Here is a 24,876-nt window from a genome sequence, read left to right on the forward strand (position 1 = left end):
GTGACCACGCGAATCGCGTACCGACGGGGGACGACAAGACAATGAGCGAGCCCGCAACCGGCCCGGTGTTCCGGCCACTTGGCCCCGAAGATCCCGCCACGGTCGCCGGTTACCGCCTCGCGGCCCGGCTCGGGGCCGGAGGCATGGGCAAGGTGTACCTGTCGCACACGCCCGGCGGGCGGCCCGTGGCGATCAAGGTGATCCGACCCGAGTTCGCCGAAGACCCCGAGTTCCGCAGGCGGTTCCGGCAGGAGGTCCACTCCGCCCAGCGCGTCCAGGGGCTCTACACCGCCCCCGTCATCGACAGCGACACCGACGGCCCGACGCCCTGGTTGGCCACCGCCTACGTGCCGGGCCCCACGCTCGCCGCGGCCGTCGCCGAGAACGGGGCCCTGCCCCCGCGAACCGTGCTCATGCTGGTCGCGGGCATCGCGGAGGCCCTCCAGGTCATCCACGGCGCGGGCATCGTGCACCGGGACCTCAAACCCTCGAACGTACTGCTCGCTTCGGACGGCCCCAGGGTCATCGACTTCGGCATCGCGCGGGCCGCCGACACCACCTCCCTCACCGCGAGCGGCGTCTCCGTCGGCACTCCGTCGTTCATGTCCCCCGAACAGGCCGCCGGTCGGGATGTCGGCACGGCGACCGACGTCTTCGCGCTCGGGTTGATCGCCGCCTTCGCGGCACTCGGCACCTCCGTCTACGGCGACGGGCCCTCCCACGCGGTCCTCTACCGGATCGTCCACGAGGAGCCGGAACTCACGGGACTCTCGGAAGAGTTGCGCCCGCTCGTCACGCGCTGCCTGGCCAAGGACCCCGCGCAGCGGGCCTCGTTGACGGACATCCTGGGCCTGTGCCGCAGCGCCGCCGACCAGACCCAGCTGCGCCGCCCAGAGGACTGGCTGCCGCAGAGCGTCGCGGCGGGGCTGGCGCAGCGGCCCGCGGTCCCCGGGCCGGTCGCGGAGCGCGCCGCCGGGACGCACCCGGTGACCGCTCCCGACCATCCGGTCGCGCCCCCCGCCTACCAGCCGACGGTCGCCGCCCACCCGCCCGCGCCGGCGGCGCCCCCCACGCAGCCCGCGTACCGGCCCACTCCGGGTCCGGGGCCGGTGACGGGCCCGGCGACCGCGGCACCCGCCGGTCCCTACGGAGGGCCTTACGGCGGTCCCTACGGGTACCCGCAGCCCCATCCGCAGCCGCAGCCGCACCCGCAGCTCCACCAGCAGCCGACCGGGGCCTCCGCCGGTCGCCGTGCGGGCATCATCGTCGCCTCCGTCTTCGGGGCGCTGCTCCTGTTGGCCGGCTGCGGTGCCATCGTGAACATGCTGGGCGACGGCGGCAAGGGAGACACGGCCCGCGGGAGCGGCGGCAGCGCGGCGACCCCGGGCCCGTCGCGGTCCGGCGGGACGCAGCAGCCTCGGACCGACCCCAAACCGGCGGCGTACAAGGGCTTCCAGTTCCCCGCCGGCTACCACCTGGAGTTCGGGGACGACCCCTTGCAGCCCCGGGACTCCAATTACGACGACCTCTACTTTTCGTGCGGATCGTCGTCGAGAGACTGTGCGCTCGGCGCGTACGGGTCCAAGCTGGTCGTCCTCGACGGCAGCGAGCAGGGGTCGTTGGCCACGTGCCGGGCCGCGACCCGCTACACCGGCCGCGTCGACGTCGCGTCGCTGTCGAAGGGCTCCGAGCTCTGCGTGCGCACCAAGGCGGGCAACATCGCCCTGGTCGTGTACGGGGGCGCCTCCGCCCCGTCCGACCCCAGCCAGTACATCACCGTCGACGTCACCGTGTGGCGGGGGGCCGTTCGCGAGGACTGACCGGCCCGCGACGGACGGCGTACGGGGTGGTACGCCCGCCGGGCTCAGGAGCCGGCCGGCCGGAAGGCCGTGACCCGGACCGTGTTGCCGCACAGGGCGAACCCGTCGGCGTCGGTGGAAGCCAGCTGTTCCTTGATCCCCGCGAAGCCGACCACCAGCGAGGGGGCGACGAAGGGGTCCGCGCCGGAGGCGCAGTACCCTTCCGCCTCCCCCAGGACCGGCGTGAACGTCAGGTGGGTCACGGCCCGTCCGCCGACGGCCAGTCGCACCGGGCCGTCACCGCCCTGCCGCCGGACGTTCAGGGGCTTGTTCCGCTCGGGCGAGCCCTGGCCGGCGAGGGCCACGGTGGGGAAACCCCGCAGCGTGCAGGGTTTCGTGCCCTTGTTGGTCACGGTGACCGTGACCTGGCTCGAACCCGAGGCGCTCGCCGACAACTGATCGCCCTTGCAGGGGGGCGCCGGGGTCGCCGCCACCGCCGACCCGGCGCCGGCCACTGCCCCACCGGACAGCAGGGCGCCCAGCACCAGCGAGCAGCACGCGATGGTCGTCACGCTCCTTCGTCCTGCACCTTGCATGGCCGTTCTCCCATGGTGTGCCCCCCGGAACGCGCGCTCGCGCCTGTCTCCCTCCCCCGCCGTCTTGCGCCCCCGCTCTCATACCCCCGTGGCTTCCAGCGTGGCACGATCCCACGCCGCCCGCTCCTCGGCGGCGCGGGTCAGCGCGTGGCCCGCCTTTGACGATGGCAGCGGCGACTCGGGGCGCGCCGGAGAGGGGTCGAGGAACGGGTGACCTCTGCCCTGGGGCCGGGGGCGTCAGCCGACCGCCGGCCGGTCGTCAGCCGGAGTTACCCGAGCCGCAGACCTTGTTGAAGGCCGAGTCCGCACCCTGCTGCCAGGCCTTCCAGTAGGCGTCGGAGTGCTGCTGGTTCTTGTTCGGGGTGGGGTGGTCGTCGCAGCTCTTCTGCGCCGCGGAGCGTCCGGCGCGGTAACCGTCGCCGTAACCGCGGCCCTTGTCCTTCATGTTGTTGCTCGGGTTGTTCGTCGGGTTGTTGGTGCCGGTCGAGTCGTTCGACTTGACGACCTTGCAGTTGACGAAGGTGAAGTTCTGGTCCTCGTTGACGGCGAGGACGGTGTAGTCGACGTTCTTCTGGAAGCGCGTGACCTGGAAGTTGCCGTTCGCGTCGACGTTCAGCGGCTCGGTGCTCTCACCGTCGTTGAGCTTGCGCGGCGCCGTGAATCCCTCGCCCTTGATGGTGACCGAGGTGCCGCTCGCGTTCGGGGTGACCGTACAGCTCGCGGTGGGTACGGCGGCGCCGGCCGACGGGGCCAGGGCCACCACGCCGGACAGGGCGAAGGAGGAAGCGAGCAGTGTGGTGATCACGGTGCGTCGTGTGTGTCGGTGCATGGTGGTGCTCCCCTTCCGGGAAGAGACGATGCGGGAACGGGTGCGGTCACGCGCGCACAGCGTCGCCGGCGCGTCGGGGAACCCCGGGTGACCGGGCCACCGCACCTCACCGGCGGCGCACCGCCGTCCGGCGGACTCCGCCCTCTCCATCCTCTCTCCGGCCCTACGGGATGTCGACCGGGCCGGAGTCGGGCCGGTCCGTACCGGTGTTCGGTGGCGGCGGGGCCGGTGTCCGTGAGGACCCGGGTCCGCTCGCCGCCGGCGTGGCCGAATTGCCGGGCCAAGTCGCCGGGTGTCCTCACGGGGTGGCCGACCGTCAACTGGACGGCGCCCCGTTCATCCCCACGGGGCGGGCCGGTTCCCGCGCCCGGAGCGGGCCCCGCGCCCGCCCGGGGCCGGGGTGCGCGGGGCGCCCCCGGGACGCGGGCTCACCCGACCGGCCCGTGGCCCGCGTCCCGGCGATCACATTCGGTGCCACCATGCCTGCGCGAACAGCGGAGACGACGGCGCGGCCGTCGCACAGGGACGAGAGGGAGCACACCCGTGAGTCAGGTGGTCGACGGAACGACTCGGCACGTCCCCGCGCAACAGGGGCCGCAGGACGACGGCAGGAGCGCCCCGGCACGGACCGACGCGGAACTGCTCATCGCGGCGTCGATCCTGCTGGCGGACGCCGCGCTCACCGCGAAGCAGGCGGGCGCGGAGCTCACCGGAGCGCTCACCAGTCCCCGGTTCGCCCTGGAGGCGCTGCGCCGCCCCGGTTGGGCGCTGGGGACCGCGGTCTCGTGCGTGAAGGCGCTCACCAGCCCGGCGGGGCTCGGCTTCGGGGCGAACGGCGGCCTCCTCGGCGAACTGGCGCGGATGGCGGGAAGCATGACGTACCGCCGCCCCGCGAAGGTGGCCATGGCGGTGGACGCGTTCGCGATGCGCATCCGCGCCGTCGCGGTCGACCACCCGAACCTCGACTCGCCCCTGGCCAGGCGCCTGACGGACGCGATGGTCCGCGGGGACCGGATCGAGGCGCTGCGGGCGATGTTCGCGCTGGTCGAGCGGTTCGGCGTGACCCGCGCCCTGACCACGGTCTCACCCGTCATCATGGAACTGCTGGCCCTGTCGGGGCTGCTCGACGAGAACCCCGTCAACGACGACTTCTCCTGGGTGACCCTCGCCGGCGGCGTCCCCACCACCGATCCCTTCCTGGGACTGCCCAGTTCCCTGCTGGGCCACCTCAACCCCGGGCCCGGGCGCGCGGAGCGGGCCGATCCGGACCCGATCCTCGCGCGGGTACTGGACACGTCCCACAACGACATCGTCAGCTACGTCAACGACATCGGTGCGCTGGGCAACCACGGGCTGGTCCTGCTGCGCCGCGTGGCGTGCGCCGACGGGGAGCAGCGGCACGTCCTCCTGCTGCCCGGGACCAGTTTCGGGCTGCTGAGCAACAGCACCCCGCAGGACCTCGTCGGCGCGTTCGACGGGCTGCTGCGCACCGACACGACGTACACGCGCGCCGTGCGGCAGTTGCTCCTGCGTTCCGGACTGCCCGCCGGATCGGACCTCATGATCGTCGGCCACAGTCTGGGCGGGCTGACCGCGATGAACCTCGCGATGGACGTGGACCTGGCGTCGACGTACCGCATCACACACGTGATCACGGTGGGCTCCCCGATCGACGGCAAGCGGCCCGCCGACCACACCACTCGGGTGATCAGCCTCGTGAACAAGCACGACGTGATCCCCATGCTGGACGGGCGCGGACCGGCCTCGCCCAACGACATCCCCGACAGCTGGGTCGAGTTGGCCTGGCTCGACGAGTCGTACGACTACCCGCTGTCGCACGCCCCGCAGGCGTACTCGGACACCCTGCGCGGGGAGTTGTCCCCGTACCGGGAGCGGGTCAACAAGCTGATCACCGCCTACGACGGCGAAGTCGTGTGCAACCAGCCGTACATGCTCCGTGACAAGTGACCACGGCGACCACGAGGGAGAGCGACCGATGACCATTGCCGAGAGCCCGGCCACCACGGCACGCGGGCCGGCCACCGCCCGGGCGCTGGAGAACGCCGTGTTCAGCGCGGCCATGTTGGCGCACCGCCTGCCGTGGACGGACGTCCCGGCCCGCGCCCTGGGGCTGGACGCGCTCACCCGCGAGGGGGTGACGAGCGGGCTGCTGGCGCACCTGCGGCGTACCCGGTCCGGACGCCCGGTACGGCTGCGCACCGCCTTCGGGACCTTCCTCGTACCGTCGTCCCGGGTCGACGCGGCGGGTCTCCTCGCCCGGGCGGAGGAGGCGGGCGTGCTCGGCACGCCGTGCGGTCTGACCGCGGGCGGCCTCCGCTACGGGCTCTCGCCGCACGTGCCGTTGGGGCGGGAGGTCCCGGTGGCGCGCGGGCAATGGGCCGCGCTGGTGGCCGAGGACGTCGACGGGCTGATCGCGGCCCGGCGCGGGGACGGCACGGTCGACTGGCACGAATGGCGGCGCGGTATGGCCCGGGTCGCCCGGCGGGTCGTGGTGGGGGCGGCCGCGGCCGAGGACACGTTGCTGAGCGAGATCGTCGCGCGGGCTTCGACGGAGTCCGGGAGCCGCTCCCACGCGGCCCGGACCGCGGCCCTGGGGCGGCGGCTGGCCCCCTACCTGGCGGATGCCGACCCCGACTCGCCGGCCGGGTGGCTGGTGGCGGACGGGGCCGGACCGGAGACGGCGGCCGCCGCCCTCGCGCACGCGCTCGGCGTGGTCGGCGAGGCCGCCGCCGGGGCCACGCTCCAGGCCTTGGCCCTGCTCTCCGTGGGGGCGGTGACCGGAGCGGGTGAGGCGGTGGGCGAGGCGCTGCGCCGCTATCCGGCCGTCCCCGCCGCGGTGTACCCGGTGAGCGGCGCGTTCGTGTGGGAGGACACGGCGGTCGAGGCCGGGACGGAGATCCTCTGGGCGCCCGGGTGGGCGCGCGACGAGGACCACTCCGGCGCGGGGCCGTCGCCGCTGTGCGGCGCGCCGTCCGGGTGCGCGGCGGCGCGCTTCGCGGAGCACATCGCCCGGGAGGTCGTGGGCCGGGTCACGGAGGCGGTGCACCCGGTGGTCATCTCGCCCCGGTTCGGCGCGGACCGGCTGCCGGAGGTGTTGGACCCGGGCACGCTGCTCGTGGCCTTCCGCGAGGCCGAGGGCCTGCCCGGGGACGGGCGCGTGACGGTCGGCCTGCCGGCGGCGGTGCCGCTCTCGGCGCGCGGGTTCGCGCCGGCGGCGTACGGGGCCCTCGCCCATGCGGGCGCGGACCGGCTGGAGCGACACTCGGAGAGCCTCGCGGCATGCGCCGGCAACGGCGGGTGGGACGTCGACGAGGCGGGCGAGGCGTTCCGCATGACCCTCCTGGGCCATGCCGAACGGTGTGCCAGGGCCGCCGACGACGTGCGGCGGGCAGCGAAGCGGCTGGCCGGCTGATGGCGGCGCACGTACCGGACGGCCGCCGCGGCGCGGTGGTGGCGGGACTGGGTTCCTACGTACCGCCGCGCGTCGTCACCAATGCCGAGCTGTGCGGCAACCGGCCCGTCGGCGACGAGTGGATCCGCGCCCGCATCGGCGTGGGGAGCCGTCGCGTCGCGGACGGGGAGGCCACGGTCGACCTCGCCGTACGGGCGGGCCGGGGCGCGCTGGAGGCCGCGGGGACCTCGCGGGCCGACGCGGTGGTCCTCGCCACCATCTCCCCGGACCGGCTCCTGCCGGCCGGGGCACCGGAGGTGGCCGCGCGGCTCGGGTGCGGGACGGTGCCGGCGTTCGATCTGGCGTCGGGGTGCAGCGGGTTCCTGTACGGCCTGGGCGTCGCCGCGTCGATGATCGTCTCGGGCGCCTTCGACAGCGTGCTCCTGGTGGCCTCGGACGTGTTCAGTGCCTTCGTCGATCCGGACGACTGGCTGATGGCCGCCATCTTCGGCGACGGCGCGGGCGCCGTGGTCCTGCGCGCGGGCGCGGTGGACGAGCCGGGGGCGTTGGGGCCCTTCGACCTGGGGAGCGACGGCGTGGGCGCCGACCTGCTGGAGATCCCCGGGGGCGGGGCGCGGGCACGCAAACGCGGCGCGGGGGCGGCGGAAGACCCGGTCTCGGCGTACTTCCGGATGGACGGTCCGGTGGTGCGCAAGCAGGCGATCGTCGGCATGTGCGATTCGGTGACCAAGGCCACGCACCGCGCCGGGTGGGCGCTCGGCGACCTGGACGCGGTCGCGGCCCACCAGGCAAACCAGCGCATCCTGGACGGCCTCGCCGCCGAGCTGGGGCTGCGGCCGGGGCGGATGCTGTCGCACATCGAGGGGTACGGCAACACGGCGGCGGCCTCGGTGCCCGTCCTGTTGGCCCAGGCGGCAGCCGCGGGAACGCTCCGGCCGGGGATGCGGGTGGCGTTGACGGCCTACGGCGCGGGGTTGGCGTGGGGGTCGACGACCCTGGTCTGGCCCGGGGTGCGGGCGGTGACCGACGACGGGTGAGCCGCCCCCGCCCGCCTGAACCGGTCACCAGAAGGGGGTCTCCCGCCGGCTCCGCTCCCGGTCCACCAGTTCCTGGACGGCGGCCTGTGCCTCGGCGCAGAGCCGGCGGGCGGCGGCCGAGCGCCCGGCGAGGGAATCGGGTCGCGGGGGCGCGGGAATCCGCTCGCCGATGGTGATCAACCACTTGGACGGCAGCGGGAAGAGCGGTGTGATCGGGAAGAAGGGCACGTCGAGGAGACGGGCCAGGGCCGGTACGTCGCCGAGCCTGGGGCACGCCTCCTCGGCCCCGATGACGCAGACGGGGACGACCGGCGCGCCGGCCCGGACGGCGGTGACGGCGAATCCGGGGCTGAACGGACGCAGCCGGTAACGCTCGTCGAAAGGCTTTTCCAGTCCGGCCATTCCCTCGGGAAACACTCCCACGAGTTCCCCGGCGTTCAGGTGTTCCCATCCCAGGGTCGGATCGAGCGGAATCGCGCCCTTCTTTCGGGCGTACGACCCGACGACCGGCAATCGGAAGACCACGGGGGCGGCGGGTACGCGCAGCGGACGGTCGAGTCCGCGGTCGAGCACGCTCTGGAGGACGAACGCGTCGAGCCCCCAGGCACCCGAATGATTGGCGACGAGGACCGCGGGCCCTTCGGCCGGGATGTTCTCCAACCCCGTCACCTCCAGCCGGAAGTACTCGTCGACGAGCCACGCCAGGAGCCGTTCCCAGGCGGTCTCCCCGGCTTCGCCCAACAGGCGGCCGAGGTTGCGGAGCTCCACACCGGCCACGTCGAGCACATCGGCCACGGCGACCGGATCGACGATCGGATCGACCGGATCGACGGTCGAATCCGTCAGGATTTCCGACATGAATGATCCTCACTCTCTCAGCAGGCGTCATCAAAAAGCCGATCGCGGACACGTTTTGAGTAATTAGGCGTCCGTGGTACTTATGTGGGCACGAGCCCCGCTCCACGGCCCGGGAAAATAGCCTTTCCGTTCACCTTCGACCGCCGGCCCCGCGTCACCATGCTGCACGAGGCCGCGAAACCGCAAATGAGAGATGCCGTGACCATTTCCGCGCAGGAATCCGTCCTCCAGGCGATCAGCGAAATGCTCGTCGAGAAGTTCGAGGTCCCCGCCGACGAGGTGCGGGCGGACGCGCCGATGCGCGAGCTGCTGACCGACTCGCTCATGGTGGTCGAGATGGCCATCGCCGTGCACGAGACGTTGGGCGTGAAGGTCGAGGAGGAGGAACTGCGCGCCTCGACGCTCGGGGAATTCGCCGAGGCCGTCCGCGCCCGACGCACGGGCCGTTGAACCGACGCCCCGAGGCCGTCGTCACGGGAGTCGGCCTGGTCACTCCGGCTGGCTGCGACCGGGACACCACCTGGTCGGCGGTGCTCGCCGGTCACCCCACCTCCACCCCCGACCCCGCGCTGGACGGTCTGCCGGTCTCCCTCAGCTGCCGCGTCGCGGAACTGGACCATCCCGTACTGCGCCACCGCGGATCGGCCCGTCTCGACCGGGTCGACCGTTTCGCCCTGACGGCGGTCGCCCAGGCGCTCGACCAGGCCGGGCTGGACCCGGCGCAGTGGGACGGCAGCCGGGTCGCCGTCGTCACCGGTGGCGGCATGGGGGGCCTGCTGACGCAGGAGACGGCGCTCGCCCGATTGGCCGAGCGGGGCCCGGACTTCGTCTCGCCCTACTTCCTCACCGGCTATCTCATCAACATGGCGTGCGCCAACATCGCCCTGCGCTTCGGGGCGACCGGTCCCGCCCTCTCCACCTCCACGGCCTGCGCCTCGGGTACCACCGCACTCGGCCTGGCCCGGGACCTGATCTCGACGGGGCGGTGCGACATCGCGCTCGTCTGCGGCGCCGAAGCGGCCATCACCCGGCTGATGGTCGCGGGCTTCACCCGGATCGGCGCCCTGTCGGGCACGGGGTCGCGGCCCTTCGACGCCACCCGGGACGGCTTCGTGATCGCGGAGGGCGCGGGCGCCCTGGTACTGGAGCGGGCCGAGCACGCGGCGGCGCGGACGGCCCGGCCTCTGGCGCGGCTCGTCGGGTACGCGGCCTCCACCGACGCCCACCACCTGGTGGCCCCGCACCCGGCGGGGCGGGGCGCCGAGCAGGCCGTCCGCGCCGCTCTCGCGGACGCCGGCGCCGCGCCCGCGGACGTCGGCCACGTGAACGCCCACGGCACCGCGACACGACAGAACGACGAGATCGAGGCGGGCGTGGTACGGCGGGTGTTCCCCCACCGGCCACCGGTCACCTCCTCCAAGGGCGTCCTGGGCCACACGCTGGGCGCCGCGGGAGCCATCGAGGCGGCGCTGACCGTGCTCGCCCTGGTGCAGGGCGTGGTCCCGCCGACGGCCGGGCTGAGCGAGCCCGACACCGGGGCGGAGATCGACGTCGTGGCGGGCCCGGCCCGCGAACACGCCTTCGAAGTCGCGGTGAGCAACTCCTTCGGCTTCGGCGGCCACAACGCCGTCGCGGTCCTCGCGCGGACCTGAACCACCCGGGGCCGCGTCTTCCGGCGGCGGCCCCGGTCGGCGAAGATGCGGAGGTCACCCCTGCTCAGCGCGAGGAGCGTTACCCCAGATGTCGCCTTCCGGTACCGGTGCCCGGCCGCCGACGATCGCCGATGTGGCCCGGGCCGCCTCGGTGTCGCGGACGACCGTCTCGCACGCCCTGAACGGGATCGGCAAGGTCGATCCCCGGACCCGCGAACGCATCAAGGCGATCGCCGCCGAGCTCGGCTACCGACCGAACCTGCGGGCGCAGCGCCTGCGCCGAGGCGAGGCGAAGGCCATCGCGCTGGCGTCGTCGATGCCGTTCGCCGTGGCGGGCGGCCCGGCACGGCTCGGCTTCTACATGGAGGTCGCGGCGGCGGCCGCCGAGCGGGCGCTCGTCCACGGTTACGCGCTCGTCCTCGTCCCGCCGGTCCGCAGCGGTTCCCCGCTGTACTCGGTGGACATCGACGGGGCCATCGTCGTGGAACCCGACACGGACGACGTCGCGGTGGCGCAGCTGCGCGAGCGGGGGCTGCCGTACGTGGCGCTGGGCCGGCCGGTGTCCCCCGCCGACGCCGCCCCCTACGTCGACCTGCGCGGCACCCCCGTCGCGGAACTGCTCCTCGGGCACCTGCGGGAGCAAGGGGCACGGCGGCCCGCGTTGATCGTCGGCGACGGCGCGCGGCACTCGGGCGTCGACGCCCGGGCGGTGTTCGAGGCGGCCGCGGCGCGGCACGGGGGGCAGCCGCTGGTGGCGACCGCTCCCGAGGAGGGCGGCGAACAGGCGGGGTACGACGCCTGCGCGGAGTTGCTCGCCGCCCACCCCGACATCGATGCCGTCTGCGCCCTGGTCGACACCTTCGCCGTCGGCGCGGTGCGGGCGCTGAAGGACGGCGGCCGACGGATCCCGGAGGACGTCATGGTCGTCACCCGCTACGACGGGCTGCGGGCGCGGACCTGCCATCCGCCGCTGACGGCGGTCGACCTGCACCTGGACCACGCCGCTTTCGAAGCGGTGGAGCTGTTGCTCGGCCGGTTGCGCGGCCAGGACGCCCCGGCCGTGGCCGCGGCGCCCGAACCCCGTCTGATCGCCCGCGCGTCCTCGCTGCGCGCGGGGCCGCCGCGGACCGGCTAGCCGAGCATCAACACCACCCCGGATACCAGGGCGAAGCCGAGGACGAACAGCCGCATCCGGCGGGCGTCCAGGCGGTGGTGCACCAGGCGGCTCAGCCAGGCCCCCGCCGCCAGGGCCGGCAGCAGCGACAACACCCGCCCGAGCTGTCCCGGATGACCCTGGCCGGTCGCGAACAGCAGGGCGAGCGAGGCCACTTCGCCGACCAGGAAGCAGACGGCGATCGTGGCCCTCAGCTCCGCCGGCGGCCGGTGCTGGTAGACCAGTGCGAGCGGGGGGCCGCCCACCCCCGTCGCGGTTTCCGTGAGCCCGGTGACCAGACCGGCGCCCAGGTACGCGCCCCGGCCGGGGGTGAAGGCGGGCGCGGCCAGGCTGACCAGCGCCGCCAGGACCGTCGCCGCCCCGACGAAGAGTCCGAGCCGGCCCTCGGGGATGGCCCACAGGAGTACGAGCCCGAGCGGGGTCGCGGCCAACCGCGCCCCGGTGATCCAGCCGGCGCCGCGCAGGTCCACGCTGCCCCGCTCGCGCCAGGCGACGTACGCGTTGAGGGGGATCATCGACGCCAGGACGAACACGGGCAGCAGCGACGGGTCCAGCAGGCCGACCACCGGGGCGACGATCAGGGCGAACCCGAGCCCGCTGGTTCCCTGCACGAAGGCGGCGAGCGCCACCGTCGCCGCCAGCAGGGCGAGGGTCTGCGTGCTCACCGCGCCACGCTCCGCTCGGGGTGGCGGTCGGCGCGCGCGGCCGTGGAGGTGGGGTGGGCGCGGGTGACGGCGGCGCGTCCCACCACGGAGCGGGAGAGTTCGACCGCCTGCCGCACCAGCGCCGGCCCGTCCCAGTCGGTGGGCCAGCCGCGCCACAGCCGCAGCCGGCCGCCGACGAACACCGCGCTGATCTGGTCGCGGTTGCCGCGCCGCACCAGTTCCCAGGGCAGGTCCCAGGAGAGCCGCATCTCGGGGGTCGATATGTCGACGAGCAGGAAGTCGGCGGCGGCCCCTTCGGTGACGATTCCGGTGAGGGAGCCGAGGCCGAGCGCGTCGGCGCCGCCGCGCGCGCCGTGCTCCAGCCAGGTCCAGCCCGCTCCGCACGAGGAGTCGCCGGAGGCGAGTCCGTAGGCGAGGCGCTGGGCGGACTCCGCGGCGTCGGCGAGCCGGAAGGCGTCGCCCCGGGTGCCGTCGGTTCCGATTCCGAACCGGATGCCTCGCTCCGCCATCAGGGCCGCGGGGGCGACGGCATTGCCCTTCCAGGCGCTGGCCACCGGGTTGTAGCTGACGGCGGCCCCGCTGTCGGCGAGCAGGGTGAGTTCCGCGGGGGTGAGGAGGGTGGCGTGGGCGGCCACCAACTGCGGGCCGAGGGCGCCCACGTGGTGCAGGTGTTCCAGGGGCCGCAGACCGTGCCGGACCAGGGAGCGTTCGACGGCGACGAGGTGCTCGTTCACGTGGATCTGTACGACGGCTCCCGCCTCGACCGCCAGGCGGGCGGTCTCCCGCAGGGTGCGGGCGGTCGCGGCCTCGGGGATGGATACGGCGAGGGACGGGTGGATCAGGTCGTCGGTGTCGTAGCGGGCCAGGTGTTTGTGCGCTTGGGCCATGACCTCCCGGGAGTCCGCGCCCGGGGCGTCGTTGCACAGGAGCCCCAGGACACAGCGGATGCCGGCGTCCCGCGCGGCCGCCGCGACGACCTCGGCCTCGACGGCCGCGCGGGTGCCCGCCTCGGCGACGGTGGTGAACCCGCCGCGCAGGGACTCCAGCGCGGCCAGCTTCGCCGCCACGTAGGCGGACTCCTCGTCCAGCGCTCCTTCCAGGGGCGCCCATACGCGGCGGAAGATCTCCGAGGGCTCACCGAAGGCGAGGGCCGCGCCGAAGCTCTGGGTGAGGTGGTGGTGGGTGTCGACGAAGCCGGGCATCAGCGCGTGCCCGGGCAGCCGTACGGGGGTCAACCGGGGGTTCAGGCGCTCCAGTTCGGCGGCGGGGCCGACGGCGCCGAAGGAGCCGTCGGCGACGACGACCGCGTGGGCGTCGAGCGGGCCGTCCGGGGTGATCACCACGTCGGGCACGAGCAGCCGGGGGCCGGTGCCGGCGAGGTGGTCGGGGGACACGTCGTTCATGGTTCTCTTTCCGGTGAGGGGAGTTCAGCCGCGCGGTGCGGGCTCGTGGAGGGGCCGCGCCTGCGGCTCGGGGTGCGGCGCGGTCCCGGGCGCCTCGGTCGCGCGGGCCCGGCGCAGCCTCGGGTGGTGGAAGAGGACGTTGAGGAGGGCGGCGGTGAACGCCCCGACCGCGACGCCGCTTTCGAGCAGAATGCGCGGTCCCGAGGGCAGGCTCCCGTAGACGCCCGGGACCAGGATGGGCAGCAGACCGAGGGCGAGGGACACGGCGCAGATGAAGGTGTTGGTGTGCCGGTCGAGTTCGGCGCGCGCCAGCATCTGGATGCCGAGCACCGTGATCACGGCGAAGACGACCATGGCGGTGCCACCGACGACCGCCGCGGGCACGACGCTGATCGCGCGCGTCACGGGGGCTAGGAACCCGACGCAGATGAGTACGACGCCGGCCGCGGCGGTGACGAAACGGCTCCGGACGCCGGTGACGCGGACGATGCCGATGTTCTCGCCGCTGGTCACCATCAGCGGCAGTCCGAAGAAACCGCCGAGGAAGGAGACGACCGCGTCGCCGCGGATGGTCTTGGGGACGTCGACTCGCCGGTCGATGGGCTTGCCGACCGCCTCCGCGTTGATGACGGTCTGGCCGGTGGCTTCCGCCATGGAGGCGAGGCTGTAGAGCATCAGCGGGAGCGCGGCGACCAGGTTGAACTGCGGTGAGCCGAAGGGCAGCAGTGCGGGCGCGCCGAGCAGCGGGCCGTGGAGGGCCGGTCCGAAGTGGACGGCGCCGAGCGCGAAGGCGAGGACGGTGCCGGCGATCAGGCCGAGCATGACGGCGAGCTGGCGCAGGACGCCGGTGAACAGCCGGTAGAAGGCGATGGTGAAGCCGATGGTGGCGAGGCCCAGTACGAGGTGGGTGGGATCGGCGAAGCCGGGCTCGCCGGGCCGACCGGTGACCAGGACCGCGCCGACCTTCACGAGGTTCACGCCGACGATGACGATCATCGTGCCGATGACGAGAGCGGGGAAGAAGGCGAGGAGCCGGGAGAAGACCGGCAGCACCACGAAGTAGAAGGCGGCCGTGAGGAGCACGGCTCCGGTGGCGGTGCGCAGGCCGTGCTGTTGCGCGATGGCGAGGAACAGGATGAGCGGGGCTCCCCCGGGGAGCATCACGAACGGGAGGCGGGGGCCGATCTTCCAGGGTCCGAGGGACTGGATCAGCGAGCCGATCCCGGACAGGACGAAGGCGGCGGAGAGGAGTTTGACCGTGAGCCCGGAGTCGAGCCCCAGGGTGGCGCTCATCAGGAAGATCGCCGAGATGGGGGTCGCGGCCATCACCAGGACGTGCTGGATGCCGAAGAGCAGGATGCGCCCCGGCGGCCGGGTCTGGTCGACGGGGTGGGGCTGGTCCCCGGGGTGGTCGGGGGCGGACCGGTCCTCCGAGGGGGACTGCGACGCTGCGGGGCGGCGGTTCGCGGTACGGAAACTGGGCACCTTCGAGCTCCGTTCGGCTCGTTCCGGATATGGCTGTCCCACGGCCCGGGACGGGGGTCGCGGAACAAAGCCAAATCGATTTGGCCGCCAGTATGTGAGGGCTCTTCCAGTGCGTCAAGATGTCCGGGCGGAAGCGGACGACATCGTCCGGTTACAAAAAATCCCCCTCCCCCACGAGGGGGTCGGGGGAGTAGGGTGCCCGGGTGCGGGTCACTGCGGAGTGTGGAAGCGGCCCGCACCGCGCTGCTGGGGAACGGTCTTCAGCCGGTGCGCGCCGGAACGTCCGCGGCCCGGAGAGGGGTTGCGCCGCGTGGGGGCCGAAGGGGCCACGACCAACAGGGCGATGACGGCGAGGACCGCGACGAGGATGAGCCCGGCAACGAGGTTCATGTTCCTGCCTTCCGTCGGGTACTGACGGTGCTGACTGTCTTTCACTACATCCTGTAACCGAAAATCCCGGCGGTAAACACAACGCGTGAGATGAGCCTGCCCGTCCGCCACTCCGCCGACCGTGTCCACAACGCCTTCCTCGGGTGCGGGAGTTGCGTCAGCCGGAGGTCGACCGCCCGCGTCAGGTGCCGAAGAGCCACAGTGAGGCCCACAGGGCGAGCGTGGAAGCGGCGAGGGCAGCGGGGACGGTGAGGAGCCCGAGTCGGGTGAACTTCCCCAGGCTGATCGGGTGGTCGTGCCCGTGGGCGATGCGCCGCCACAGCAGGGTGGCCAATGACCCGGCGTAGGTGAGGTTGGGACCGATGTTGACCCCGATGAGTACGGCCAACACGGCTCCCGGGCCGGCGGCCGCGGCCGCCGGGACCAGGGCCAGGACGGCGGGCAGGTTGTTGATCAGGTTGGCCAGCAGCGCGGCGAGCGCCGCGATGCCGAGCAGGGCGACCGGCCCCGTGCCGCCGGGCAGGAGGTGGCCCAGGGCGTCACCGAGGCCGTGGTCGACGACCGCCCGGACCACGATGCCGAGCGCGAGCACGAAGGCGAGGAACGAGGGGGCCGCGGAGCGCAGGACGGCGCCCGCCGTGGTGCGGCGGCGCACGAACGCCCGTACGACCATCACCAGCGCCCCGGCGGCCGCGGCCCAGGCCGGGTCGACCCCGAGGGCCGACGCGACGGCGAACCCGACCAGGGTGGCGGCGACGGTCACGAGCGCGAACAGCGGCGTTTCGGGCTGTTCCGCGGCCTCGGCGCGCTGCGCGGGCGCGTTCAGGTCGGCGGCGAAGAAGCGGCGGAAGACCAGGTACTCGACGCCGATCGCGACCAGCCACGGCAGCGTCATCAGCAGCGCGAAGCGCGTGAAGGTCAGACCGCTGGCGGTGTAGGCGAGCAGGTTGGTCAGGTTCGACACCGGCAGGAGCAGCGAGGCCGAATTCGACAGATGGGCCGCCGCGTACACGTGGGGCGCGGGGCGTGCGCCCATGCGGGCGGCCGTCGCGAACACCACCGGGGTCAGCAGGACCACGGTGGCGTCCAGGCTGAGCGCCGCGGTGATCAGCGACGCGAGGGCGAAGACGGCGCCGAGCAGTCTGCGCGGGCGCCCCGCCGCCCAGCGCCCCATCCAGCTCCCGCAGGCGTGGAAGAGTCCGTCGTCGTCGCAGAGTTTCGCGAGGACGAGGACCGCTGCGAGGAAGCCGATCACCGGCCCGAGCCGCTCCGCCTCCTCGCGTACGTGCCCCAGGGTGATCCCGCCGACTGCGATGACCACCACTGCGGCCGGTACCGCGAAGACGGCCTCCGACCGGCCGAAGGGGCGGACGACGGCGCACACCAGGACGACGACCAGGGCGATCACGGAGACGAACTCGACGGGCATACCCCTGATCATCGCGCAGTGCCCCCGGGGGCGGCGCCCGCCGCCCCCGGTTCCCGCACGTCCGCCGGCGTCAGGCGGCGCTGCGGGCGGGCTGCGGGGAGAGGAGTTGGGCGCGGCCGAACAGGAGGGCCCAACCCTCGGGCAGGCCGGAGAGGATACGGGCGAGGAGATCGGGTCCGGCGAGGGCCGCGACGATGGTGAGGACCGCGCCGGCCTCCCAACGGGCGGTGGCGGGCGTACCGCCGGTCCGCGCCGCGAGGTCCTTGACGAAGGCCCAGCCGGTCAGCGGGTCGGGGTCGGGGACCTGGCCGGTGAAGGCGAGGGCGGCCTCCACGGGCAGTCGGGCGGCCAGGCCCACCCGCTCGTCGCCCGTGATCTGGCGGCCGAGGGCGGACATGACGTGGTGGACGGCGTCCTCGGCCCGCTCCCGGGTGGGGTACGCGCCTTCGTACCGCACCTTCTCCACCATCTGGTCGTAGGTCATGTCCGGCGCCTGCCGGCGCTGTTCGGGCCGGTGGAACATGGATGCTGTGCGCCTTTCTCGTCGACGGGTCGGGGTGGCGGAAGAGGGTTCAGGTCGGCTGCGGGCTCCCGAAGAGGAGGTCGTAGCCGGGTGGCAGTTGGAGCAGGAGCCGGCGGGTGAGGTCATCACCGGCCGCGTCGGCGACGACGCTGAGCACGGCGCCGACGTCCCAGGCCGCCGTCGCCTGCGAGGCGCCCTCGATCCAGGCCGCGGTGGCGCGCACGAAGCGCTCCGGCGACAGCGGCTCCGCCGCCTGGAGGGGGTTGAGGAGGATCAGGGCGTACGTCTCGGGCAGGCGGGCCGCCAGTTCGGCGCGCTCGGTGCCGACGATGTGGGCGCCCAGCAGGGCCAGGACGACACGGGCGGCCCGATCGGCTTCCTGAGGGGTGTCGTATTCACCGCGTTCCCGGACCTGGTCGAGGAACGCCTCCCAACGCAAGGCCATGGGCCTGTCCTCCTCGGTGCGTGTGCTCGCGGGGACGGGGTCCGCGGGCCCTGGGCCCGCGGACCGTGCACTCGGGACGGAGGACGGGACTGCCGGGGGGAGTGAGCACCCCGCCCTCCGCGCCCAGGGCCCTGTCCGGGCGGGTCGCCGCCTCGCGTGGCGTCGGCCGCGGGGCCGGACAGGGCAAGCGGCTGATGGGCCGGTCAGCCGGAGATCTCCTTGCGGCCACCGCCGGTGGCGCTGATGGTGACCTTGCGCGGCTTCGCGCGTTCGGCGATCGGGATGCGCAGGGTCAGGACACCCGCGTCGTAATCGGCCTTGATGTGCTCAGTGTCCAGGGTGTCGGCGAGCATGACCTGCCGGGAGAACACGCCGAGCGGACGCTCGGAGAGTTCCATCTGCACGTCCTCGCTCTTTGCCGTCGGCCGGCGCTCGGCCTTGACGGTCAGCATGTTCCGTTCGACGTCGATGTCGATCGCGTCCGCGGAGACACCCGGGAGATCGAAGGCGATCACGTAGTCGTCGCCTTCCCGATAGGCGTCCATCGGCATCACGGACGGCTTCGACCAGGTACCGGTGGTCCCCATCAGCTGCTGGGTGAGCCGGTCGAGCTCGCGGAACGGGTCGGTGCGCATCAACATCGCGAAACACCTCCAGTCGGTCACGGCAGGAACTGCCAATGCGCTTCAACGTGCTTCCGTTGTAACATGTCATCCAGACGATGACAAGCGAGCCGTCATCGAGAGGATGACGAAATCGATCCACGGAGAGATCCATGACCCCACCCGCGCAGCCCACCCCCCCTGCGGGCACGGGCCCCGCCTCCTTCCTCGCCGCGGCGGCCGCCCTGGAGACCATCGACCGGGCCGTCCGCGAGGCCCAGTCCCATGGCGACACGCACGCCGCGCACCGCGGCGGGGCCGCCGCCGAAGACGGTCCCCACCCGGCCCTGGCCAGCCTCCTGTTGCTGCGCCACGTGCGGGAACAGCTCGCCGGCTGGGAGGCCGGACTGATCGAGACCGCCCGCGAGGCCGGCGCCAGTTGGGCGGATTTGGCCGGGCCCCTCGGAGTCGCCAGCCGCCAGGCGGCCGAGCGCCGCTACCTGCGCCAGCGTCCCGGCGAGGCGGGCGTCACCGGAGAGCAGCGGGTGCAGGCGGTGCGCGACCGGCGGGCCGCGGACCGCACCGTCACCGCGTGGGCCCGGGACAACGCGGCGGGCCTGCGCCGGCTGGCCGGGCAGGTCACCGCACTGACCGACCTCCCCGCGAGCGCGGACGGACAGCTCGGGGAGCTCAACCAGGCCCTCGCCCTCGATGACGCGGCCCACCTCGTCGGTCCGCTCACCGACACCCGGCGCCATCTGCGCCCCGAGCACTCGGAGCTCGCCGAGCGGATCGACGAGATGACCCGCCACACGCACCGGCTGCGCCGGGACAGCGACACGCAGCGCCGGGAGGGCTGAGAGACGGCGCCCCAGGGCTCCACACCACGGGACGCTCGTGACTTTGCGTTAAAGAAACGTCTCTTTACGTAACCGATACACCGCGTGGGGCGCCCAATGACCGGAATCCTCCCGGCCGGGAGGAAGACTGGTCGGCCGTCGAGAGCCAAGCGCATGTCAATCAAGACCGGCCCCGCGATCGGGGCTGTTCCTGCCACCCAATGCGGAGGTATCACGATGGCCCCCTACGGAACGGAACACGCGCATTCCCCCGGAGAACCAAGGCCCCCGGCCCCCTCGCCCCGCGTCCTCGCCCTGTCCTTCCTCGGCCTGTTTCTCGCCGCCTCGACGGTGACCGGCAGCGCCGCACCGGCCCAGGCCGCCGTATCGCACGGCGTAAGAGCCGTCGAGGTGGCCGCCTCCAAACGGGGGGCCCCGTACGCCTACGGCGCTGCGGGGCCCAAACGCTTCGACTGCTCAGGACTTACCTTCTACGCGTTCCGCAAGGCCGGAGGCCGATTGCCCCGCACCGCGGAACAGCAGTGGCGACACACCCGCCACATCCCGCCCGGCCGACGCGCCCCCGGTGACCTCGTCTTCTTCCCCCGGGGCGCCACCATGCAACACGTCGGCATCTACGCCGGGGGCGACAAGATCTGGCACGCCCCGCGTCCGGGCGGCCGGGTACGTCTCGAACGGATCTGGACCTCCGACGTCCGGTACGGCCGCGAGGGCTGACCGGGCCCGTCCCGAACGGGGCGGCGCCGTCCTCGCGCGTCGTCCGCCCCCTTCGCCCATGATGGAAGGAGGAGAGCCCTCGACGGGCCCGACGGAAGGAGGCCCCAGGTGAGCGCCGAGCGCTACGAACTGGTGCTTCCCGGTGAGCCCGGTGCGGGACCCGACACCGTGGTCGTGTCCCGGACCCAGCAGTCCGGACCGGGCGGCCACCCCGTGTACGAGGACCCGACCGGCATCGTAAGGGCGGAGATCAGCGACCGCGGCGAGGTACGCATGCTCCCGTCGGGCGGCCACCAGGACCCCGTGACCGCCCTGGAGGCCCGGCCGCTCGGATGAGGGCGCCGGTCCGGCCCCCGGCTTCACTCCCCCGTCGCACCGGCCTCGGCCGGGCGGGACCAGCGGTGCCACCAGTGCCTGCGGCGGGGATGGACGGCGCGCCCGAGGCGCCGTCCGATCAGCAGGTACCCCAGCAGCGCGCCGGTCGTGTTCAGGATGACGTCGTCGACGTCGAAGGCCCGCCCGCTCACCAGGGCGCCCTGGATCAGCTCCACCAGCGTCATCAGGGCCGCCGTCACGACGGCCACCCGCAGCAGGCCGCGGGCCGGCGGGACGAGCACGGGCAGCAGCACCCCGAGCGGCACCCCGAGCAGGACGTTGCCGCCGAGCTGACGCGCGGCCTCACGCACCGACGGCCCGTGCAGGTAGGCGTTGATGGAGCGGCCGGGGTGCACATTGCTGTGGACGAGCGCCACGGACGCGGCGGACGGCTCCAGCGTCAGGCGGGCCAGCACCACGCTGAACCCCACGGTCGCCGCGAAGGCCCCGACCATGGCGACCGCCCGGATCACGGGCGACGCCGGAGGCCGACCGCGCGGCACGGCCCCGGTGCGGGCCGGCGGCGCCTCCCGCGCGGTCGGTTCGTCGGGTTTCCTCGTACGCCACCACATGGGCCTCGTTGTCATGCGGGCCCTTGTACCCCGGCGGCGGCTTTGAACTCGCCCCCGGCGAGGCCGCCTTGGCGACCGTACGGCTCAGGACGGGCGGTCCTCACTCTGCCCGCACACCCAGGCGAGGGCGTCGTGCACCCCTTGGATGTGGTCGTGCGGAACGGAGCGTGGCGGCTGCTCCTCCAGCCGTACGACGGCGGCGTCCACTTCCGCGACGAGCAGGTCCATGCCTGGCGGCCCTTCGGCGTGGACCCCGGTGACGGGCCCTTCGCCCTCCCGGCCGAGGGCCCACTGGTAGCCGCTCGCGGCGCCCCGGGAGAAGGGGGTGGTGCGCTCCAGTCTCCCGTACTCCCGTTCGATGTCGGCCCGGCGGCGGGTCCCGACCATCTCTTCGCCACCTCGGTCGGTGGATCGAGTCGCCATACGTACCCCGCCTCCCCGGGTTCGTCACGGCCGGCCCCGCGCGCCGCGGGGCACCTGTCTGCCCGCCTGCCCGGTTGGCGGGCCGACATGCCGATCGGCCGGGAAGGGACCGGAATGGAGTACCGCACGTGCGCGCGGAAGGCGTGCATCTTTTCGGCGTTCGAGGGCAGTTCGCTGATCAGTCCCGTGAACCGGCCCGAAAGGACCTTCCATGTTGATGCCGTCCCCGATCGTCGTCCGTTCCCTGCTCGCCCGGTACGCCTCCCTGGCCGACCAGGACTCCGCCGCCGCGCGGCAGGAGCTGGAGCAGGTCTCGTACACCCTCTGCGTCACGACCGCGACGACCACGATCGAGGACGCCCTGGCCGCGGCCGCGATCATGGCCGAACGCGAACTGCCGACGAGCCGGGAGGAGATGCGTCCCGCCGCGTAGTCGCCGGCGAGTACGCCGGTCGCGCCTCCACCGTGGTCGCCGCCGCGCGGCGCCTTCGCGGGCCCGGAACCTCGTGCGTGAATGACCCAATGCATGAATAGGGACGAACGAGGCAGACGGCGAATATCGACCATAGGTACAGATTCGGAGTTTCGTCATGGATGAGCACACCACCGCGCCGCACTACACCGTGCCGGGGATGTCGAAGGAGGACGCCGGCCGCGTCGTCGAGGTACTGCGCATGCGGCTGCACTCGCTCAACGACCTGGCGCTGACGCTCAAGCACGTCCACTGGAACGTGGTGGGACCCCACTTCATCGCCGTCCACGAGATGCTGGACCCCCAGGTGGACGCGGTACGGGAGATGATCGACACCACCGCGGAGCGGATCTCCACCCTCGGCGGCGTCCCCGCCGGCACCCCGGGCGCACTGGTGGCCGAGCGGACGTGGGACGACTACGACGTGGGCCGGGCCGACGCGGTCGCACACCTCGGGGCGCTGGACCTGGTCTACGCGGGCGTCATCGAGGACCATCGGGCCGCCATGAAGACCACCGACGAGCTCGACCCGGTCACCCAGGACATGCTCATCGGCCAGCTCGCGCAGCTGGAGCTCTTCCAGTGGTTCGTCCGGGCACACCTGGAGAGCAGCGGAGGGCGTCTGAGCACCGCCGGCGCCCACACCCTGGACGAGGCCGCCGACCAGGCCCTCAGGGACGCTCGCCGCACGGCCTGACGCTCATGGGCCCACGGGTACACGTCGGGGTCGTCCGTTTCCCGAGAGGGAGCGGGCGGCCCCGGCGGCGGCGTGTGCGAGGCGGCGACACGTGCGACGGCCCGGCCGCGCCGCGGCCGGGCCGGTTCCCGGTCGACCCGGGTGATCCGAGGTCGTCGTCCGGCAGAACCGGTCCTCGGGCGTCCTCTGTCGCTCGGGCGTCCTCAGTTGAGGGAAGGTTCCGGCGACGCCGGCTTGGGGGCGGGCCGGCCCGTCACCAGCCGGTCCGCTTCGATCTCCGCCCAGACGGACTTGCCGCTCTCGTGGCCGACCCAACCCCAGCGGTCGGAGAGGCGCTGCACGATGTACAGGCCCTGGCTCCCGGGGGCTCCGCGCTGGTGCTTGAGGGCGGGACGGGGAGGCTCGGGGTCCCCGTCGAACACCTCGATCCGCAGACATTCGCCCGCGACCAGCAGCAGCTGGTCACAGCCGCCCGCGTGCACGTTGGCGTTGGTCACCAGCTCCGAGACGATCAGCAGGGCGTCATCGGCGGTCTCGGTCCCGTCCCAGCCCCAGTCGCCCAGGACCCGGTGCGCGAACTCGCGGCACTTGGCCACCTGACCGCGGGTACCGCCGAGGGTGAGCCGACGGCGCTGGCCCATGACCGGCGGTCCTGTGGGCAGTGGATCGCTGGTGTCCGATCCGATGGTCTTCACTGTGGTCTCACCCCCGTCGTTGACGCTGTTCGTCGTGTATCGCGAGCTGCCGGTGTTTCCGGGCCACCGGGCGTCGTCGCCCTCGGTGCCTCAGATTTTGCGTATGCCCGGTCTGACCACCCGGACACGTGGATACCCCGATCGGCGCAAGGCCCCCGGTGTACGCGGACAGGGCGTGTGGCGGGCACGAGCGGGCTCAGGGCGCGCTGAGCGCGGCGTCGACGGTGGCGTCGATGGTGAAGACACTGTCCGCGCCGGTGATCTCCAGAAGCCGCAGGAGCTGCTGTGTGGGCGCGGCCAGCCGCACCGCGAGACCGGCCTTCTCCGCGTCCAAGCGCACGCCGAGCAGCAGGTTGAGCCCCGAGGAATCGCAGAAGCCCAATCCGGTCAGGTCGATCACCAGCCGGTTCGCGCCCGACCGGAGCGCCTGCTCCAGCTGCGGACGGACGGCGCCGAGGCCGTCCAGGTCCAGGTCTCCGGTGATCGCGCACACCACGACCTCCGTCCCGCCGCCACGGAGGCCCGTGCCCTGCGGTCCGTCTGTCGCCGTGCCCCCCTGCGGGGTCACTTCGCCGTCTCCCGGGTTGCCAGTTCCCACGTCAGCCTCTCCGTCGCCCGTGTTCCGTGCTGGCGCAACATTACAGGCGCCGGTGGCGCCGGGGGGAGGCCCGGGGGGGCGGCGCCCTCGGCGCGGTCAGGCGCCGCTGACGTGGAGGCGCAGGGTGAGGCCCGTGTCCAGGGCGCGGATCTCGACGAGGTCACAGAGCTGGTGGATCATCCACAGGCCGCGGCCGCCGTTGCCCGACGTCAGGGAGGGGCGCCGACGGCCCGCGAGGGCGTTGGAGAGGCGGCCGCTGTCCTGGATTTCCGCCACGGCGCCCCCTCCGCTCGCGTTCCACAGCCGCAGGGTGCCCTTGCCGCCGCCGTGCGCGACGGAGTTGGCGGCCGCCTCGCTGACGGCGAGCACGAAGTCCCCCCGCCGGGCCGTGTCGAGGCCCGTACCGCGAACCCAGTTCTCGGCCTGCTCGCGCACGTGGTGGAGTTCGCCGCCGGCGTACTCCACCAGGACGAGGTCCCGGGCGGGCTCGGGGAGGGGAAGATCACAGTCCGCGCAGACCACCGCGGCGTCCGTGTAGTACGGGCTGACTCCGTCCAGACCGTCCTCGATCACCGTGGGGTGGGTGCGCCGGGCGTCGGCGACGACGCTCTCCGGCAGGGCGGAGAGGTCGTACGGACAGAGGATCGTGGCGGGCCGTCCGGCGAAAGCGGTGTTGATGAGCGCCTCGTGACGGGTGGCCTCCAGGATCTCGCCTCGGGAGCGGCCCGCCCAGATCGGCTCGCCCACGATGCGGGCGGCCCGGCCGGGCTCGCGGTCCGCGAAACCCTGGAGCGCGGCGAGAATGCGGCCGGGGTTGCGACCCAGCTCCCGCATGTCCACCCAGTCGATACCGTCGGCGTCGCCGCCCAGGCTCTGGCGCAGGGCGTCCAGGTGCGGCCCGGGGACCGCCAGCAGAACCGGCTCCCGCGCCTCCAGGGCCGCGCGTACGAAGCCCCCGATGCCGGCCGTGTACTCCTCCAGGTCCCGGTAGAAGAGGGCGGGGTGGACGAATTCCGCGGGCTCCGCGTTCGCCGGAACAGGTGTGACCATCATGCTGCGACCTCCAGCGCGGCACATTCCTCCGGAAACAACTCGGCCACTTTGCGCAGCGAGTACGGGGGCTTGTGGAGAAGGAGGCTCCGGCCCT

Annotated in this window: 28 protein-coding genes; 12 read left to right on the plus strand and 16 right to left on the minus strand. The window is 73.3% G+C overall.

Annotated features, from left to right (window positions below):
• The first annotated feature begins 41 nt into the window (after positions 1 to 41).
• Positions 42 to 1,820 carry a serine/threonine-protein kinase gene (locus E6R62_RS19560; protein ID WP_136214774.1) on the plus strand — a complete coding sequence of 593 codons (1,779 nt, stop codon included), beginning with the start codon at positions 42 to 44 and terminating at the stop codon, positions 1,818 to 1,820.
• 44 nt (positions 1,821 to 1,864) lie between these two features.
• On the opposite strand, the gene E6R62_RS19565 is transcribed toward E6R62_RS19560, so the two are convergent.
• Both E6R62_RS19565 and E6R62_RS19570 read right to left on the minus strand, forming a co-directional pair.
• A complete protein-coding gene (locus tag E6R62_RS19565) occupies positions 1,865 to 2,371 on the minus strand; it encodes a DUF4232 domain-containing protein (protein WP_240801770.1) in 507 nt (168 codons plus the stop codon).
• A gap of 283 nt (positions 2,372 to 2,654) precedes the next feature.
• Positions 2,655 to 3,224 (minus strand): hypothetical protein, encoded by a 570-nt coding sequence (locus E6R62_RS19570; RefSeq protein WP_136214776.1) that lies wholly within the window; start codon positions 3,222 to 3,224, stop codon positions 2,655 to 2,657.
• 543 nt (positions 3,225 to 3,767) lie between these two features.
• Between E6R62_RS19570 and E6R62_RS19575 the strand changes: the two genes are divergently transcribed.
• The 3 genes from E6R62_RS19575 to E6R62_RS19585 are packed head-to-tail and all read left to right on the plus strand — an operon-like array spanning position 3,768 to position 7,694.
• Complete coding sequence (locus E6R62_RS19575; protein ID WP_136214777.1) at positions 3,768 to 5,192, plus strand: hypothetical protein; 1,425 nt, start codon at positions 3,768 to 3,770, stop codon at positions 5,190 to 5,192.
• A 28-nt stretch (positions 5,193 to 5,220) separates the two neighbouring features.
• The gene (locus E6R62_RS19580; RefSeq protein WP_136214778.1) at positions 5,221 to 6,657 is read left to right on the plus strand and encodes a hypothetical protein; all 1,437 of its coding nucleotides are present in this window, start codon (positions 5,221 to 5,223) and stop codon (positions 6,655 to 6,657) included.
• Entirely contained in the window at positions 6,657 to 7,694 is a 1,038-nt protein-coding gene (locus tag E6R62_RS19585) for a beta-ketoacyl-ACP synthase 3 (protein WP_136214779.1), read from the plus strand. Before E6R62_RS19580 ends, E6R62_RS19585 begins: the two co-directional genes overlap by 1 nt.
• Before the next feature lie 24 nt (positions 7,695 to 7,718).
• Here the strand turns inward: E6R62_RS19585 and E6R62_RS19590 are convergent, their stop codons facing one another.
• Entirely contained in the window at positions 7,719 to 8,552 is an 834-nt protein-coding gene (locus E6R62_RS19590) for a lysophospholipid acyltransferase family protein (protein WP_136214780.1), read from the minus strand.
• Positions 8,553 to 8,750: 198 nt separating this feature from the next.
• Here E6R62_RS19590 and E6R62_RS19595 point away from each other — a divergent pair, with 198 nt between their 5' ends.
• The 3 genes from E6R62_RS19595 (at position 8,751) to E6R62_RS19605 (ending at position 11,339) form a co-directional block, all read left to right on the plus strand.
• Entirely contained in the window at positions 8,751 to 9,002 is a 252-nt protein-coding gene (locus tag E6R62_RS19595; protein ID WP_168714111.1) for an acyl carrier protein, read from the plus strand.
• The gene (locus tag E6R62_RS19600; protein WP_136214782.1) at positions 8,999 to 10,204 is read left to right on the plus strand and encodes a beta-ketoacyl synthase; all 1,206 of its coding nucleotides are present in this window, start codon (positions 8,999 to 9,001) and stop codon (positions 10,202 to 10,204) included. The genes E6R62_RS19595 and E6R62_RS19600 overlap by 4 nt, the downstream gene beginning before the upstream one ends.
• Positions 10,205 to 10,292: 88 nt before the next feature.
• A complete protein-coding gene (locus E6R62_RS19605; protein WP_136214783.1) occupies positions 10,293 to 11,339 on the plus strand; it encodes a LacI family DNA-binding transcriptional regulator in 1,047 nt (348 codons plus the stop codon).
• Here E6R62_RS19605 and E6R62_RS19610 read toward each other — a convergent pair.
• The 8 genes from E6R62_RS19610 to E6R62_RS19645 all read right to left on the minus strand — a co-directional run bounded on the left by E6R62_RS19610 (position 11,336) and on the right by E6R62_RS19645 (position 18,359).
• Entirely contained in the window at positions 11,336 to 12,043 is a 708-nt protein-coding gene (locus E6R62_RS19610; RefSeq protein WP_136214784.1) for a sulfite exporter TauE/SafE family protein, read from the minus strand. The two genes, E6R62_RS19605 and E6R62_RS19610, sit on opposite strands and share 4 nt — an antisense overlap.
• Entirely contained in the window at positions 12,040 to 13,446 is a 1,407-nt protein-coding gene (locus tag E6R62_RS19615; RefSeq protein ID WP_136214785.1) for an amidohydrolase family protein, read from the minus strand. The genes E6R62_RS19610 and E6R62_RS19615 overlap by 4 nt, the downstream gene beginning before the upstream one ends.
• 24 nt (positions 13,447 to 13,470) lie before the next feature.
• Complete coding sequence (locus E6R62_RS19620) at positions 13,471 to 14,931, minus strand: uracil-xanthine permease family protein (protein ID WP_240801771.1); 1,461 nt, start codon at positions 14,929 to 14,931, stop codon at positions 13,471 to 13,473.
• Between the two features lie 210 nt (positions 14,932 to 15,141).
• Positions 15,142 to 15,321 (minus strand): hypothetical protein, encoded by a 180-nt coding sequence (locus E6R62_RS19625; protein ID WP_136214786.1) that lies wholly within the window; start codon positions 15,319 to 15,321, stop codon positions 15,142 to 15,144.
• Positions 15,322 to 15,502: 181 nt separating this feature from the next.
• Positions 15,503 to 16,750 carry an SLC13 family permease gene (locus tag E6R62_RS19630; protein WP_136214787.1) on the minus strand — a complete coding sequence of 416 codons (1,248 nt, stop codon included), beginning with the start codon at positions 16,748 to 16,750 and terminating at the stop codon, positions 15,503 to 15,505.
• A 70-nt stretch (positions 16,751 to 16,820) separates the two neighbouring features.
• On the minus strand, positions 16,821 to 17,273 hold the full coding sequence (locus E6R62_RS19635; RefSeq protein ID WP_240801772.1) for a DUF2267 domain-containing protein: 453 nt from the start codon (positions 17,271 to 17,273) through the stop codon (positions 16,821 to 16,823).
• A 49-nt stretch (positions 17,274 to 17,322) separates the two neighbouring features.
• Complete coding sequence (locus tag E6R62_RS19640) at positions 17,323 to 17,718, minus strand: DUF2267 domain-containing protein (RefSeq protein WP_136214788.1); 396 nt, start codon at positions 17,716 to 17,718, stop codon at positions 17,323 to 17,325.
• 203 nt (positions 17,719 to 17,921) lie between these two features.
• On the minus strand, positions 17,922 to 18,359 hold the full coding sequence (locus tag E6R62_RS19645; protein ID WP_136214789.1) for an Hsp20/alpha crystallin family protein: 438 nt from the start codon (positions 18,357 to 18,359) through the stop codon (positions 17,922 to 17,924).
• 134 nt (positions 18,360 to 18,493) lie between these two features.
• On the opposite strand from E6R62_RS19645, the gene E6R62_RS19650 reads away from it, so the two are divergent.
• From E6R62_RS19650 to E6R62_RS19660, 3 genes are all read left to right on the plus strand, one after another.
• Positions 18,494 to 19,180, plus strand: a complete 687-nt coding sequence (locus E6R62_RS19650; RefSeq protein ID WP_136214790.1) for an HSP18 transcriptional regulator — start codon at positions 18,494 to 18,496, stop codon at positions 19,178 to 19,180.
• 216 nt (positions 19,181 to 19,396) lie between these two features.
• A complete protein-coding gene (locus tag E6R62_RS19655; RefSeq protein ID WP_136214791.1) occupies positions 19,397 to 19,897 on the plus strand; it encodes a C40 family peptidase in 501 nt (166 codons plus the stop codon).
• 108 nt (positions 19,898 to 20,005) lie between these two features.
• Positions 20,006 to 20,233: a DUF6296 family protein gene (locus tag E6R62_RS19660; RefSeq protein WP_136214792.1), complete on the plus strand. Its 228-nt coding sequence runs from the start codon at positions 20,006 to 20,008 to the stop codon at positions 20,231 to 20,233.
• 23 nt (positions 20,234 to 20,256) lie between these two features.
• Here E6R62_RS19660 and E6R62_RS19665 read toward each other — a convergent pair whose 3' ends face one another.
• Both E6R62_RS19665 and E6R62_RS19670 read right to left on the minus strand, forming a co-directional pair.
• The gene (locus E6R62_RS19665; RefSeq protein WP_240801773.1) at positions 20,257 to 20,859 is read right to left on the minus strand and encodes a VanZ family protein; all 603 of its coding nucleotides are present in this window, start codon (positions 20,857 to 20,859) and stop codon (positions 20,257 to 20,259) included.
• Between the two features lie 69 nt (positions 20,860 to 20,928).
• Positions 20,929 to 21,267 carry a hypothetical protein gene (locus E6R62_RS19670; RefSeq protein WP_136214793.1) on the minus strand — a complete coding sequence of 113 codons (339 nt, stop codon included), beginning with the start codon at positions 21,265 to 21,267 and terminating at the stop codon, positions 20,929 to 20,931.
• A 211-nt stretch (positions 21,268 to 21,478) separates the two neighbouring features.
• Between E6R62_RS19670 and E6R62_RS19675 the strand changes: the two genes are divergently transcribed.
• Both E6R62_RS19675 and E6R62_RS19680 read left to right on the plus strand, forming a co-directional pair.
• Positions 21,479 to 21,700, plus strand: a complete 222-nt coding sequence (locus tag E6R62_RS19675; RefSeq protein ID WP_136214794.1) for a DUF5133 domain-containing protein — start codon at positions 21,479 to 21,481, stop codon at positions 21,698 to 21,700.
• Between the two features lie 157 nt (positions 21,701 to 21,857).
• Positions 21,858 to 22,436, plus strand: a complete 579-nt coding sequence (locus tag E6R62_RS19680; protein ID WP_136214795.1) for a Dps family protein — start codon at positions 21,858 to 21,860, stop codon at positions 22,434 to 22,436.
• A gap of 203 nt (positions 22,437 to 22,639) precedes the next feature.
• On the opposite strand, the gene E6R62_RS19685 is transcribed toward E6R62_RS19680, so the two are convergent.
• The 3 genes from E6R62_RS19685 to E6R62_RS19695 form a co-directional block, all read right to left on the minus strand.
• The gene (locus E6R62_RS19685; RefSeq protein WP_136214796.1) at positions 22,640 to 23,077 is read right to left on the minus strand and encodes an ATP-binding protein; all 438 of its coding nucleotides are present in this window, start codon (positions 23,075 to 23,077) and stop codon (positions 22,640 to 22,642) included.
• A 250-nt stretch (positions 23,078 to 23,327) separates the two neighbouring features.
• On the minus strand, positions 23,328 to 23,699 hold the full coding sequence (locus E6R62_RS19690) for an STAS domain-containing protein (protein WP_136214797.1): 372 nt from the start codon (positions 23,697 to 23,699) through the stop codon (positions 23,328 to 23,330).
• A 126-nt stretch (positions 23,700 to 23,825) separates the two neighbouring features.
• A complete protein-coding gene (locus E6R62_RS19695; RefSeq protein ID WP_306432446.1) occupies positions 23,826 to 24,782 on the minus strand; it encodes a sensor histidine kinase in 957 nt (318 codons plus the stop codon).
• Positions 24,783 to 24,876 lie beyond the last annotated feature (94 nt).

The organism is Streptomyces sp. A1136, from assembly GCF_004795055.1.
In the GTDB taxonomy this organism is placed as follows: domain Bacteria; phylum Actinomycetota; class Actinomycetes; order Streptomycetales; family Streptomycetaceae; genus Streptomyces.